This is a genomic window from Marinobacter sp. C2H3 (assembly GCF_037080155.1).
Classification (GTDB): Bacteria; Pseudomonadota; Gammaproteobacteria; order Pseudomonadales; family Oleiphilaceae; genus Marinobacter.
Map to the genome: position 1 here is coordinate 1 of NZ_JBBBNZ010000006.1, position 14,237 is coordinate 14,237.

12 protein-coding genes are annotated in these 14,237 nt (G+C 62.2%); 2 read left to right on the forward strand and 10 right to left on the reverse strand.

Annotated features, from left to right (window positions below; genetic code table 11):
- Positions 1-186: 186 nt before the first annotated feature.
- The 6 genes from V3388_RS14635 to V3388_RS14660 all read right to left on the reverse strand — a co-directional run bounded on the left by V3388_RS14635 (position 187) and on the right by V3388_RS14660 (position 6,104).
- A complete protein-coding gene (locus V3388_RS14635; protein WP_336368318.1) occupies positions 187-810 on the reverse strand; it encodes a sulfite oxidase heme-binding subunit YedZ in 624 nt (207 codons plus the stop codon).
- 21 nt (positions 811-831) lie between these two features.
- Positions 832-1,809: a protein-methionine-sulfoxide reductase catalytic subunit MsrP gene (gene msrP, locus V3388_RS14640; protein ID WP_336368319.1), complete on the reverse strand. Its 978-nt coding sequence runs from the start codon at positions 1,807-1,809 to the stop codon at positions 832-834.
- Between the two features lie 94 nt (positions 1,810-1,903).
- Positions 1,904-2,722, reverse strand: coding sequence for a CDP-diacylglycerol--serine O-phosphatidyltransferase (gene pssA, locus V3388_RS14645; protein WP_336368320.1), 819 nt, complete (start codon positions 2,720-2,722; stop codon positions 1,904-1,906).
- 90 nt (positions 2,723-2,812) lie between these two features.
- The gene (gene ilvC / locus V3388_RS14650) at positions 2,813-3,829 is read right to left on the reverse strand and encodes a ketol-acid reductoisomerase (protein ID WP_336368321.1); all 1,017 of its coding nucleotides are present in this window, start codon (positions 3,827-3,829) and stop codon (positions 2,813-2,815) included.
- 62 nt (positions 3,830-3,891) lie between these two features.
- Positions 3,892-4,383: an acetolactate synthase small subunit gene (gene ilvN / locus V3388_RS14655; RefSeq protein ID WP_336368322.1), complete on the reverse strand. Its 492-nt coding sequence runs from the start codon at positions 4,381-4,383 to the stop codon at positions 3,892-3,894.
- 2 nt (positions 4,384-4,385) lie between these two features.
- Positions 4,386-6,104 (reverse strand): acetolactate synthase 3 large subunit, encoded by a 1,719-nt coding sequence (locus V3388_RS14660; protein WP_336368323.1) that lies wholly within the window; start codon positions 6,102-6,104, stop codon positions 4,386-4,388.
- 498 nt (positions 6,105-6,602) lie between these two features.
- Between V3388_RS14660 and V3388_RS14665 the strand changes: the two genes are divergently transcribed.
- Positions 6,603-7,094 (forward strand): DUF4124 domain-containing protein, encoded by a 492-nt coding sequence (locus tag V3388_RS14665; protein ID WP_336368324.1) that lies wholly within the window; start codon positions 6,603-6,605, stop codon positions 7,092-7,094.
- Positions 7,095-7,107: 13 nt separating this feature from the next.
- On the opposite strand, the gene clpB is transcribed toward V3388_RS14665, so the two are convergent.
- The 3 genes from clpB to rluD form a co-directional block, all read right to left on the reverse strand.
- The gene (gene clpB / locus V3388_RS14670; RefSeq protein ID WP_336368325.1) at positions 7,108-9,684 is read right to left on the reverse strand and encodes an ATP-dependent chaperone ClpB; all 2,577 of its coding nucleotides are present in this window, start codon (positions 9,682-9,684) and stop codon (positions 7,108-7,110) included.
- A gap of 171 nt (positions 9,685-9,855) precedes the next feature.
- Positions 9,856-10,617 (reverse strand): peptidoglycan editing factor PgeF, encoded by a 762-nt coding sequence (gene pgeF, locus V3388_RS14675; protein WP_336368326.1) that lies wholly within the window; start codon positions 10,615-10,617, stop codon positions 9,856-9,858.
- Positions 10,610-11,587: a 23S rRNA pseudouridine(1911/1915/1917) synthase RluD gene (gene rluD, locus V3388_RS14680; RefSeq protein WP_336368327.1), complete on the reverse strand. Its 978-nt coding sequence runs from the start codon at positions 11,585-11,587 to the stop codon at positions 10,610-10,612. Before rluD ends, pgeF begins: the two co-directional genes overlap by 8 nt.
- 132 nt (positions 11,588-11,719) lie before the next feature.
- Here rluD and V3388_RS14685 point away from each other — a divergent pair, with 132 nt between their 5' ends.
- A complete protein-coding gene (locus tag V3388_RS14685) occupies positions 11,720-12,556 on the forward strand; it encodes an outer membrane protein assembly factor BamD (protein ID WP_336368328.1) in 837 nt (278 codons plus the stop codon).
- 3 nt (positions 12,557-12,559) lie between these two features.
- Here the strand turns inward: V3388_RS14685 and V3388_RS14690 are convergent, their stop codons facing one another.
- The gene (locus tag V3388_RS14690) at positions 12,560-14,221 is read right to left on the reverse strand and encodes an NAD+ synthase (RefSeq protein ID WP_336368329.1); all 1,662 of its coding nucleotides are present in this window, start codon (positions 14,219-14,221) and stop codon (positions 12,560-12,562) included.
- Positions 14,222-14,237: the final 16 nt, after the last annotated feature.

The following is a 14,237-nucleotide window of genomic DNA, read 5'->3' on the forward strand; positions in this document are numbered from 1 at the left end:
GGCAGTTAACAGCTTCCCGAAACACCCGCCTCAGCGCTGTGTCCCTCAGAAGTGGTGCGCATTCTACAGCCCCACGGAAAACTGTCAACGCCCCGTTTCCATTTATTTTCCAGGGCTTCGGTTTCCACCTACGCGACTGATCACTCTCTCCTCAACTTGCCGGAAAGGTGATCAATTTCACAGGTTTCAAGCCGTCCTCGGCGTCCGGGGCGGTGACCGGAGCGGCACTAAAGACACCCAGCCGAACCAGTAAACGCGAACGCCAAGCAGCACCAGGGCAATCGCGCCGTAAATCACCATTTCACCGATGTCGCTTCGAGCCTGCCAGATGAAGTGCAACCAGGCCAGACCCAGCGCCGGGTAAATCAACCGATGCAGCGGCTTCCAGCGACGGCCCAGCCGCTTCATCATGCCCTTGGTGGAGGTGATGGCCAATGGCACCATGAGCAGCAACGCGAGAGAGCCGAAGATAATATAGGGGCGCTCGGTAAAGGCTGCCCAAAGATCCTGCCAGCCAATCACGAACTGGAGGAACCCCAGCAGGTGAGCCACGGCGTAGAAAAACGCGAAAAGCCCAAGCATCCGGCGCACCCTGATCCAGCCACTCCATCCGGTCCACCGTGACATTGGCGTCATAAACAGTGTGGCCATCAGGCACTGGAATGCCGCAAGACCCAGCTGTTCAGTCAGGGCTTCTCCAGGGTCCGGCCCAAGGTTCTGGCCAATCACGTCCTGTACCAGCAACCCCAGCGGCACCAGGGCCAAAAAAAACACACCAACGCGGAACGCCGTCAGGGGTACTGCAGCCATCCGGATAACCTCCCTTTCGCCTCAAAAATACTTCTTGAGGTCCATGCCCTTGTACAAGTCAGCAACCTGCTCCCCGTACCCGTTGAACTTCCGGGTTTCAATCCAGTTGGTGGACAGCAAGCCCGAAGGCAGGCGGCGCTCCCGTTTCTGGCTCCACCTGGGGTGATCCACTTCCGGGTTCACGTTGGAGTAAAAGCCGTACTCCTGAGGCGCAATCATATTCCAGCTGGTTTTCGGCTCGGTTTCCTGGAAGCGAATACGCACAATCGACTTGATGCTCTTGAACCCGTACTTCCAGGGCACCACCAGGCGCAGCGGCGCGCCGTTCTGCTTGGGCAGCGCTTTGCCGTAGAGGCCCACCGCCATGAAGCTTAACTCATTCATAGCCTCATCCATTCGAAGGCCCTCGCGGTACGGCCAGTCGATGGTGCTGAAAAATGACCGCTGTCCGCGCATGTGTTTGGGATCACTGAGGGTCTCAAACGCCACATACTTGGCCCGGCTGTTCGGCTCAAAGCGCTTGATGAGGTCCGCAAGGGGGAAGCCGATCCAGGGAATGACCATGGACCAGGCCTCCACACAGCGCAGGCGATAGATGCGCTCCTGGTAGTCGACAGGCTTTACCAGATCCTCGAGGGAGTAGGTGCCCGGCTTGCCGCACTCGCCTTCAACCGTGACCGACCAGGGGTCGACCACCATTTCATCGGCATACTTGGCAGGGTCTTCCTTCCCGGTACCGAACTCGAAGAAGTTGTTGTAGTGGGTGACGTCTTTGAGGGGCGTTTTTGCCTCGTCGGTGGAAAACCGGGGCATGGCGGTATAAGAAAGGGCTTCTCCCTGCACCGGCACCTGTGCCGCAGCGGACCAGCGGGGCAGCACACTCCCGGCAACCGCGGTCGCAGCCAGGCCGGTCATGAACCGACGACGATTGAGAAACACCGATTCGGGGGTAACGTCTGCGTGGCTTAAGGCCCAGGACGGGCGCTTTTTGATGATCATGACGGGCTTCTCCGGTCGTCAGTGCGTAACAGCGTTGACCGGCAATTCCGCCAAAAGTGCCCGGCCCCGGAAAGGGGCCCAGGCGACATCCAGGTCAGGATCGACGGGGCTTGCCTCGAAAGACCGCCCGGACGGGGCCGGACAACGCGTAAGCCAGAAATACAACAAAGAGTACGGTGGCCGGATCGAGCGCGATCACTACGAAGATGAGCACCACCAGCAGGATGGCCGCAAACGGCACCCGGCCACGCAAATCCAGATCTTTGAAGCTTCGATAGAACACGTTGCTGACCATCATGACGCCCGCACCGCCGACCACGAGGACCGTCAGAGCCGTCAGCCAGGTCGCCGGCGCCCACAAGTGGAAGCACCAGACAAGGCCCGCCACACAACCCGCAGCAGAGGGGCTTGGCAACCCGACAAAGAACTTTTTGTCCACAGACCCGATCTGGGTGTTGAAGCGGGCCAGTCGAAGCGCGGCACCCGCCACGTAAATAAACGTGATCGCCCAGCCGAACTTGCCCAACCCGTTGAGCGACCAGAAAAACGCCACCATACCCGGGGCCACGCCGAAGGCCACCATATCCGCAAGGCTGTCGTACTCCTCGCCGAATTTACTCTGGGTATTGGTCATTCTGGCGACGCGCCCATCGAGCCCGTCCAGGATCATGGACACAAACACGGCAATGGCGGCGTTTTCAAAGTGGCCGTTGGCCGCGGACACAATGGCGTAAAACCCGGAGAACAGCGAGGCCGTCGTAAGCGCGTTGGGCAGCAGATAGATGCCGCGGCGGCGAACCGGCGCCCCCTCGACGAGCTCCTCCTCGACCACCTCACCGGAATCGAGCTCCGTATCGCAGGGCTTGTCAGGCGTCGGGCCCGACGTTTCAGCGTCTTTTTTCTCTTCAGTCATTCCAACCTTCCCGGAAAACGTATGGGCGGAGTATAGACGAAAAACGCGGCCACCCGGGCCGCGTTTTCGTGAGCCTGGCCGAAGCCCGGATCAGTTCTTCGCCTTGTCGACGATCTTGTTCGCGGAGATCCACGGCATCATGGAGCGCAGCTTCTCGCCCACGATCTCGATCTCGTGAGCCGCGTTTTCACGGCGGCGAGCGGTCATGGACGGGTAGTTCAGGGCGCCTTCAGAGATGAACATCTTGGCGTATTCGCCGCTCTGGATCCGCTTGAGCGCGTTGCGCATGGCCTCACGGGACTGCTCGTTGATCACCTCCGGGCCGGTCACATACTCACCGTACTCGGCGTTATTGGAGATGGAGTAGTTCATGTTGGCAATGCCGCCCTCGTACATCAGGTCGACGATCAGCTTGAGCTCGTGCAGACACTCGAAGTACGCCATTTCCGGGGCGTAACCGCCTTCCACCAGCGTTTCGAAACCGGCCTTGACCAGCTCAACCGCGCCGCCACACAGAACCGCCTGCTCACCAAACAGATCGGTTTCGGTCTCATCCTTGAACGTGGTTTCGATGATACCGGTACGGCCGCCGCCGATGCCGCTGGCGTAGGACAGCGCCAGGTTCTTGGCGTTGCCAGAGGCGTCCTGGAAGATGGCGATCAGATCCGGAATACCGCCGCCCTTGGTGAACTCGGTGCGCACGGTGTGGCCCGGGGCCTTGGGCGCAATCATGATCACGTCCAGGTCCTTGCGCGGCACGATCTGGTTGTAGTGGATGGCGAAACCGTGGGCGAACGCCAGGGTGGCGCCTTCCTTGAGGTTCGGCTCGATCTCGGCCTTGTACAGCTGGGACTGGTACTCGTCCGGGGTCAACACCATGACCACGTCGGCGCCGGCGACGGCAGAGGCCACGTCGCTGGTCTTCAGGCCGTAGGCTTCAGCCTTGGCGATGGACGCGGAACCCGGGCGCAGGCCCACGGTAACGTCAACGCCGGATTCCTTCAGGTTGCACGCGTGGGCGTGACCCTGGGAGCCAAAGCCCAGGATGGCAACTTTCTTGCCCTGGATGAGGGAGAGATCACAATCTTTATCGTAGTAAACCTGCATAACAACCTCGGTCAGTATCGGTGACCCCTTGGGGTCAGGTTCTAATAAGGATTCAGGGCCCGTCAGAGACTGAGCACTTTTTCGCCCCGGGCAATCCCGGACACACCGCTGCGCACCACTTCCAGCACACCGGCGGTGCCAACGGCCTGAATGAACGCGTTCAGTTTTTCGCTATCGCCGGCCAACTGCACCGTATACACGGAGCTGGTGACGTCGACGATCTGGCCCCGGAAAATGTCCACGGTACGCTTGATCTCGGCCCGCTGCGAGCCGGTGGCCTTGAGCTTGACCAGCATCAGTTCCCGCTCGATGTGGGCGCCCTCGGTCAGGTCCACCAGCTTGACCACCTCGATCAGCTTGTTCAGCTGCTTGGTGATCTGCTCAATGACCTTGTCGGAGCCGGTGGTGGTCACGGTCAGGCGGGACAGGGTCTCGTCTTCGGTCGGCGCCACCGTCAGGGTCTCGATATTGTAGTTGCGCTGCGAGAACAGCCCGACCACGCGGGACAGGGCGCCCGGCTCGTTTTCCAGCAATACAGAAATGATTCGACGCATGATCACACCCTCTCCGTCTTGCTGAGCCACATGTCCTTCATGGACCCCCGGGCGACCTGCATCGGGTACACATGCTCGAACCGGTCAACGTACACGTCAATGAACACCAGCCGGTCTTTCATGGCGAGCGCTTCCTTGAGCTTCGGAATCAGATCTTCCTTGCGGTCAATCCGGATACCGACATGGCCATAGGCTTCCGCCAGTTTGATGAAGTCCGGCAGGGACTCCATGTAAGACTGGGAATGGCGGGACTCGTAGTTCATGTCCTGCCACTGCTTGACCATGCCCAGGGCCTGGTTGTTCAGGTTGACGATTTTCACCGGCAGGTTGTACTGCTTGCAGGTGGACAGCTCCTGGATGTTCATCTGGATACTGCCTTCACCGGTGACGCACAGCACTTCGTCGTCCGGATGGGTCAGTTTGACGCCCATGGCCGCCGGCAGGCCGAAGCCCATGGTGCCGAGACCACCGGAGTTGATCCAGCGATTGGGCTTGTCGAATTTGTAGTACTGCGCCGCGAACATCTGGTGCTGACCCACGTCAGAGGCCACAAACGCCTCACCGTTGGTCAGTTGCCAGAGCGCTTCGATGACTTCCTGCGGCTTGATCACATCGTCGCTGGTCTCGTAGCGCATGCCGTGGAACGCGCGCCACTCATCGATCTGCTTCCACCAGGCCTTGAGCGCATCGGCGTCCGGACGGGTTTTGGTTTCCTTGACCAGCGCCAGCATTTCCTTCAGCACCGCATCCACCGGGCCCACAATGGGCACGTCAGCCTCAATGGTCTTGGAGATGGAGGCCGGATCGATGTCGATGTGCACAATGCGCGCGCCCGGACAGAATTTCTCGGTGGCGTTGGTTACGCGGTCATCAAAGCGGGCACCAACACAGAGAATCAGGTCCGAATGGTGCATCGCCATGTTGGCTTCGTAGGTGCCGTGCATCCCCAGCCAGCCCAAGTGCTGCTTGTCCGTCGCCGGATAACAGCCAATGCCCATCAGGGTATTGGTAATCGGGAACCCCAGGGTACGGGTCAGCTCAGTGAGCTGGGCCGAAGCCTTGCCGAGCACCACACCGCCACCGGCATAGATGATCGGGCGGCGGGCGGCCATCAGCATGTCGACCGCCTTTTTGATCTGGCCGGCATGGCCGCGAACGGCCGGGCTGTAGGAGCGCAGTTTGATTTTCTTGGGGAAGACGTACTCAAAGCGCTCGTTCGGGGTGGTCATGTCCTTGGGAATGTCCACCACCACCGGTCCTGGACGGCCGGTTGAGGCAATGTAGTAGGCCTTGCGGATGATTTCCGGAATGTCTTCTGGACGACGCACGCTGAGATTGTGCTTCACCACCGGTCGGGACACGCCGATCATGTCGGTTTCCTGGAACGCGTCCTCACCGATCAGCGTGCTGGCCACCTGGCCACACAGAACCACCATGGGGATGGAATCCATGAATGCGGTGGCAATACCGGTGATGGTGTTGGTGGCGCCAGGGCCCGACGTCACGAGGACCGTGCCGGGCTTGCCGGTGGCACGGGCATAGCCGTCGGCCATATGGACCGCCGCCTGCTCGTGCCGCACCAGAATGTGTTTGACTTTGTCCTGCCTGAACAGCGCGTCATAGATATGAAGGGCTGCACCACCCGGATAGCCGTACAGGTATTCGATACCTTCGTCCTGAAGGGACCGGATCAGCATGTCGGCGCCAGACAATAACTCCACGATTTTCTACCCTCTTCTTCGAGTGAATGAGCCGGGACGGGCCCGGTTGCCTGGATTCACGGTTTCCCTGCTTCTTGTGAAAGCGGAACCGGCTGCTCCTCCACACCTGCAAAAAAGAGGTTGTCTCCTGGCCAGCCGCCCTCCTGAGGGTTGCGGAGAACGACCAATCAACGGGTTGCACGTAAGCAACAACCAGTGCGCGACCTGGGCGGACGCGCTCAGTGTGGTGATTAACGGGGGATACTTGCTCGGGATTGCCTGCCGTATTTACCCCATTTCAGGCAATCGGTAATTCTGACAGCGCGAGCCGCGCTGTCAATAGTTTCCAGCCGTTTCTGGCAACCGCGGAGACGTCCGGGCTGGCGCCGGAAAATGAGCCCAGTGGTCAGAGTTTGAACCAGGCTGGGGAAATTGCAGACAGCTGTGGCATGATACGGGCAATCAGCGTTGCAGACAGCCGGCTCTGGCTCGGCCCTGCGACGGCGTAGACGTCGCTTGATGGGTGTATCCATGAAAACAAAACTTCTGCTCCTGGCCTTGCTGGCCGCCTCTGTTCCGACCCTCTCCCAGGCCGCCTCCGTGTTCAAGTGGACGGATGAAAACGGCGTCACCCATTTTGGGGATCGTCAGCCGGATGACGGGCGCAAGGCCCAGAAAGTCGATGTGCGCGTCGGTACGGGCGCCGGCAAACCAGCAGCGACGCCCTCACCTCAAGCCAAGGTCGAGGACATGGAAAAAGCGCAGGCTGACCAGGCCAGTACGGCCCGTGAGAAGGCGCAGGAGGAAGCCCGTCAGAAGCTGCGCGCGGCCAACTGCGAAACGGCCAAATCCAATCTCAGCATCATCGACAGCAACGCCCGCATCCGCATGGAAAAGGATGGCGAGATGCGATACCTCACCCCGGAAGAGATCGCAAACCAGAAAGCGACGTTCCAAAAGATTGCCGACGAAAACTGCGGACCGGAAAAGTCCCAGCCCGCAGCCCAGTAATGACGTCGGTGCCTCAGCCTTTGTGGAACACCAGCTTGTGGTCTTCCACGGAGGCGCGGATGGTATCGCCAGGAACAAACTCGCCCATCAGTAGCTTCTGCGCCAGCGGGTTTTCGATGGTCCGCTGGATCGCCCGCTTCAGCGGGCGGGCGCCGTACACCGGGTCGTAGCCCACGTCCGCCAGCAGGGCCATGGCATCGTCGTCCAGCGCCAGGACCATGTCCTGTTCCTTCAGGCGCTTGCCCAGCAGGCCGATCTGAATACTGGCGATGCCGCGAATCTGGTCCGCCGCCAGCGGATGGAACACCACCACTTCGTCCACCCGGTTGATAAACTCCGGACGGAAGTGGGTACCGACCACCTCCATCACCGCCGCCTTCATGGCCTCGTAGTTCTCCTCACCGGATTTCTGCTGGATGATGTCTGACCCAAGGTTGGACGTCATCACGATGACCGTGTTGCGGAAATCCACCGTCCGACCCTGCCCGTCCGTCAACCGGCCGTCTTCCAGCACCTGGAGCAGCACGTTGAACACGTCCGGATGGGCTTTCTCCACCTCATCAAGCAGCAACACCGAATAGGGCCGACGGCGCACCGCCTCGGTCAGATAACCGCCCTCCTCGTAGCCGACGTAGCCCGGAGGCGCACCAATCAGGCGGGCGACGGAGTGCTTCTCCATGAACTCGGACATATCAATGCGCACCATGGCCTCTTCGGTATCGAACAGGAACGAGGCCAGCGCCTTGCACAGCTCGGTCTTACCGACGCCGGTAGGGCCAAGGAACAGGAACGAGCCGTTCGGCCGGTTCGGGTCCGACAGCCCCGCCCGGGACCGACGCACGGCGTTGGCCACCGCCTCGACCGCCTCGTCCTGGCCGATCACCCGGGCGTGCAGCGCTTCTTCCATGCGCATCAGCTTGTCCCGCTCGCCCTCCAGCATCTTCGCCACCGGAATACCGGTCCACTTGGACACCACCTCGGCGATCTCCTCATCCGTGACCCGGTTGCGCAGCAGCTTCATTTCCATCATCTCGGCCTGGCTGGCCATGTCCAACTGACGCTCCAGCTCCGGAATCCGGCCATATTGAAGCTCGGACATTTTGCCCAGGTCACCGGCCCGGCGCGCGTTTTCCAGATCGATGCGGGCCTGTTCGAGCTGGCTCTTGATCTTCTGGGAGCCGTGCAGTGCAGCTTTTTCGGTGTTCCAGACTTCCTCCAGATCGGCGTATTCCCGCTCGACGCGGGTGATCACCTCGCCCAGCTCCTCCAGCCGCTTTTTCGACGCCGCATCCGTTTCCTTCTTCAGCGCTTCCCGCTCGATTTTCAGCTGGATCAGGCGGCGCTCGAGACGGTCCAGGGCTTCGGGCTTGGAGTCCATTTCCATGCGGATCTGGCTGGCCGCCTCGTCCACCAGATCAATGGCCTTGTCCGGCAACTGGCGATCGGCAATGTACCGGTGGGACAGTTTGGCCGCCGCGATGATGGCGCCGTCAGTGACTTCCACGCCGTGGTGCACCTCATAACGCTCCTTGAGGCCACGGAGGATGGCGATGGTGTCCTCTTCACTGGGTTCGCTCACCAGCACCTTCTGGAAGCGACGCTCCAGGGCGGCGTCTTTCTCGATGTGCTCCCGGTATTCGTCCAGGGTGGTGGCGCCCACGCAGTGCAGTTCGCCCCGGGCCAGGGCCGGCTTCAGCATATTGCCAGCGTCCATCGAGCCCTCGGCCTTGCCAGCGCCAACCATGGTGTGAATCTCGTCGATAAACAGGATGATCTGCCCTTCCTGCTTGGCCAGTTCATTGAGCACCGCTTTCAGACGTTCCTCGAACTCGCCCCGGAACTTGGCGCCGGCAATCAGCGAGCCCATGTCCAGGGACAGGACCTTTTTGTCCTTGAGGCCGTCCGGCACTTCGCCGTTGACGATGCGCTGGGCCAGCCCTTCGACAATGGCGGTCTTGCCCACGCCGGGCTCACCAATGAGCACCGGGTTGTTTTTGCGCCGGCGCTGCAGCACCTGGATGGTCCGGCGGATTTCGTCGTCCCGGCCGATCACGGGGTCCAGCTTCCCTTCCGCGGCCCGCTCAGTCAGATCAATGGTGTAGCGGGACAGCGCCTGCCGGTTTTCCTCCGCGCTGGCGTCGTTCACCGCTTCGCCGCCCCGGACCTCGTCAATGGCTTTCTCGAGGGCGGCCTTGTCCACGCCCTGCTCCCGCAAAACGCGCCCAAGGGTGCCCCGGTCTTCCAGGGCCGCCAACAGCAGCAGCTCGCTGGAAATGTACTGGTCCTTGCGCTTCTGGGCCAGGCGGTCGGCGATGTTGAAAAGACGGCCCATATCGTTAGACATGGCCACATCCCCCGCCGAGCCTTTGACCTCCGGCAGGTTGTCGATTTCCCGGGCGATGGCCTGGCGCACCCGGCCGGGCTCGGCGCCGGCCTGCTTCAGCAAGGGCTTGATGGCGTTGCCCTGCTGATCCAGCAGCGCCTGCATCAGGTGCACCGGCTCGATAAAGTTGTGGTCGTTGCCGACGGCCAGCGACTGGGCATCGGCCAGCGCGGATTGCAGTTTGCTCGTCAGTTTGTCGATTCTCATGAAGGCATTTCCCCGATTCGTTCAGCGGAGCTCCGGGTGGCCATCGTGGCCCGCCCGATCCGTTGTAGTCTTAACAGCCAATGTAGGGGCTGGTGACGGGACTTCAAGTTGCGGGGGCCGACAATCGTCAGAAAATTGACGGCCATCAGATTCGGGAAAAGGAAGGGTGGTTCAGCGCGCCCGCCATACCAGGGTTGCCATACGCCCGGTCTGGCCGTCCCGGCGGTAGGAGAAGAAGCGGTCGGCGTCGGTCACGGTGCACTCCCCGCCACCCATGACGCGGGACACCCCGGCCCGTTCCAGCCGGCGCCGGGCCAGCTGATAGATATCGGCCATCAGCCGGCCGGGGCGAGCACCCTCGGCGGTAAACGCGGCCGCGCTGGCCGAATCCACCCGGACGAATGCGTCCCGGACTTCCGGGCCCACCTCGAACTGTTCTGGGCCAATGGCCGGGCCGAGCCAGGCGACAAGGCGGCCCGGCGGGCAACTCATGGAGGCCGCCAGGCGCTCGATCACGCCCTCACACAACCCCCGCCAGCCGGCGTGGGCCGCGCCCACCATCTGGCCATCCTTGTCCGCCAGCACTACCGGCAGGCAATCGGCGGTGAGAATCGCGCAGGCGGTTCCCTGCGTCCGCGAGACGCTGGCGTCCGCCTCCGGCACCCCCGGGGGCGTGGCGTCGAGGTCGACCACGGTGGTGCCGTGCACCTGGCTCAGCCAACCGATTCGCCTGGAATCAAGCCCGGCGGCAGCCGCCAGCCGATGGCGGTTCTCCGCGACGTGGCGCGGATTGTCGCCGACGTGATCCCCCAGGTTCAGGCTCGACCAGACGCCCTCGCTGACCCCACCCGCCCGGGTCGAGCAGCAGGCACGCACCCGGCCACCGGTGGCCTCGGCCAGCGCGTCCGCCCAGATCAACGGCAGATCAGACATCCCGTGCCGCCAGTTCCCGGGCGTGGGTTCGCAACGCCTCCGCCAGCTCGACAAAATCCTCAGGCAGCGGCACCTCCCAGCTCATCACCTCACCGGTTTCCGGGTGCTCCAGCGTCAACTGGCGGGCATGCAGTGCCTGGCGGTGAAACGCCGACAGCACCTCCCGCAACGCCTCGGTGGTGCCTTTGGGCAACCGCAGGCGGCCGCCGTAGGCCGGATCGCCCACCAGCGGGTGGCGAATGTGGGCCATATGCACCCGGATCTGGTGGGTTCGGCCACTTTCGAGCTTACAGCGGACGTGGGTGTGGGCGGCAAACCGCTCCGCCAGCCGGTAGTGGGTAACCGCCGGTTTGCCGGTGCCCACCACGGCCATTTTCTTGCGCTCCTTCGGATGCCGGCCAATAGGAGCATCCACAGTGCCACCGCCAGTCAGGGTGCCGACAATGATGGCGTCGTACTCCCGCCCCATGGTGCGGGTCTGCAACTGATTCACCAGGGAGGTGTGGGCGATCAGGCTGCGGGCCACCACCATGACGCCAGAGGTATCTTTATCCAGCCGGTGAACAATGCCGGCCCGGGGCAGGTTTTCCACCTCCGGAGCGTAGTTCAGAATGGCGTTCACCAGCGTACCTTCGGCGTGGCCGGCGGCGGGGTGCACCACCAGCCCGGGCGGCTTGTTGATCACCAGCAGGTGCTCATCTTCATAGACGATGTCGAGATCAATGGCCTCGGCCTGCCAGCTCACCTGGGCTTCCGGCTCGGCGTCCAGCGTCACCACGTCCCCGAGCATGACTTTGTCCCGTGGCTTGCGGGCTTCGCCGTTCACCGTTAGCCGCCCGTCCCGGATCCAGTGTTGCAGGCGGGAGCGGGAGTGTTCCGGTAGCAGTTCGGCCACGGCCTGGTCCAGCCGGCGGTCGCTCAGTTCGGGCGGGACCACGCAGCGCGCGGTAATTCGGTTTTCCAGTGACATTCAGCCCCCAGGGCGGGTGTGTTACGTTTCGGTCAGGTTGCGGCAATCCGGTAAACACGCCCCTGCACATACAGGCGGTTCCCCGCTACAATGGCCGCTCTCGACATTTTCGACATTATACGGGATTCCGGCATGAGATCAGTTGTCCGTTTGCTGCTGCTGTCCACCTTCGTGGTGATGATCAGCGCCTGCGCCACCAACAGCAAGCAGGAAGAAGTCCTGCCGGAGAAGACGTACTACGACAACGCCCGCAAGGCGATGAACTCGGGCAATTTCAACGAGGCCGAGAAAAACCTCGACTCCCTGGAGACCTACTATCCGTTCGGCCGCTACGCCGAGCAGGCCCAGCTCGATGTCATCTATGCCCGCTACCAGAATCTGGACCTGGAAGGCGCCCGGGCCGCCGCCGACCGCTTCCTGCGGCTAAACCCCCAGAGCGAGCACGCGGACTACGCCCTGTACATGCGCGGCCTGGCGTCCTACAACCTGGACATCGGCCTGGCCGAGCGCTATTTCCCGATTGACGTGGCCGCCCGCAACCCGGGCGAACAGTCCCAGGCGTTCCGGGATTTCAGCGATCTGCTCAACCGCTACCCGGACAGCGCCTACGCCGCCGATGCCCGCCAGCGTATGGTGGCCATCCGTAACCGCATGGCCGAGCTGGAACTGGTGGCGGCACGCTACTACATCAAGCGGGAAGCCTACATGGCCGCCAACAACCGGGCCCGCTATATCCTCGAGAACTACCCAACATCCCCGTCCGTGGAAGAGGCCCTGATCATCATGGCCAATACCTATGACTTCCTGGGCCTGAAAAAAGGCGCCAGCGACGCCATCGCCCTGCTTCGCAAGAACTACCCGAAGAGCGATGCCTTTAACGATCAGGGTGAGTTCGTCGCCGACGTGCTCAAGCAGGAAAACCGATCGCTGACCAATGTGGTGACGTTCGGGTTAATGGGCGACGAGTAAACCCTACTTCCCGCTCTTCCACCCATTGGTAATCGGATACCGGCGGTCCTTGCCAAAGCCCCGCTCGGTGATGCGCACCCCAATCGGCGCTTGCCGGCGCTTGTATTCGTTGATGTCCACAAGCCGCACGGTACGCTCGACGTCCTCCCGATCAAAGCCCTCGGCGATGATGGCCTCGGCGCTGAAGTCCCGCTCCACGTAGAGATTCAGGATCTGGTCCAGCACGTCATAACCGGGCAGGCTGTCTTCGTCCTTCTGGTCAGGCGCCAGCTCCGCAGACGGCGGCCGGGTGATCACCCGCTCGGGAATGGCGGGAGACACCGTATTCCGGTACCGGGCCAGGCGGAACACCAGGGTCTTGGGCACATCCTTCAGCACGTCGAAACCGCCGGCCATGTCGCCGTACAGGGTTGAGTAACCGACGGCCATCTCGCTCTTGTTGCCGGTGGTCAGCACCAGCGAGCCGAACTTGTTGGACAGGGACATCAACAGCACGCCCCGAAGCCGGGCCTGGAGGTTTTCCTCCGTGGTGTCAGGGCGCGTGCCCTCGAACGGGCCCGCCAGGGTGTGCATGAAGGCGTCGTACAGCGGCTCGATGGAGAGCACCTCGTACTGCACACCCAGCAGCGTTGCCTCGGCTTCGGCGTCCTCCAGGCTCATGCTGGAGGTGTAGCGGAACGGCATCATCACCGCCCGGACCCGATCTTTGCCCAAGGCATCCACGGCCACCGCCAGAGTCACCGCCGAGTCGATGCCACCGGAAAGGCCAAGCACCACCGACCGGAAGCCGTTCTTGTTGACGTAATCCCGCACCCCGGTCACCAGCGCCCGGTAAACGTTTGCCTCCAGGGAAGGCTCTTCCGGCAGCGGCTGGGAGATCGGCTGGCAGTGGTGCTCGCAGAGGAAGGTCACCGGGTACAGCCCTTCGGCAAACTGAGGAGCCTCCGCGCACAACCGGCCGGAATGGTCGAACACCATCGAGCCGCCATCGAACACCAGCTCGTCCTGGCCGCCCATCAGGTTCACGTAAACAATGCTGACGCCGTTATCCCGGGCCTTGCGCTCGAGCAACGCCTTACGCCGGTTCTGCTTGCCGATGTCATAGGGCGACGCATTCAGGTTCAGAATCAGCCGGGCACCGGCAGCCGCGCAGTCTTCTACGGGTCCGTCCTTCCAGATGTCCTCACACACGGTGATGCCCACGTTCACGCCCCGAAGGCGCAGCACCAGAGTCTCCGTGCCTTCGGCAAAATATCGCTTCTCATCGAACACCTGATAGTTGGGCGGAAAACGCTTGAAGTAGCGGGCCACCACGGCACCACTCTCAATCACCAGGGCACCGTTATAAAGCAGTCCCCGGTCGCGCAGCGGCGCACCGACCACAATGGCGGCATTCAGGCCGGCCCCGCAAAGCACCTCAACGGCCTCGGCGATGCGCAGGTCCATGCTTGGGCGCAGCAGCAGATCCTCCGGCGGGTAGCCACTCAGACACAGCTCCGGGAACACGACGATGTCCGCCTGGTGCCGCTGCTCGGCCTCGCGGGTGGCGTCAATGACCCGCTGGGTGTTGCCGGGGATGTCTCCCACCAGAAAATCGGACTGGGCCATGACCACGCGCAATTCGTGTCCGGCAGCACTGGCCGGGGCGTTCCCTGAGGACGGCATAAACTGGGCTCCTGTA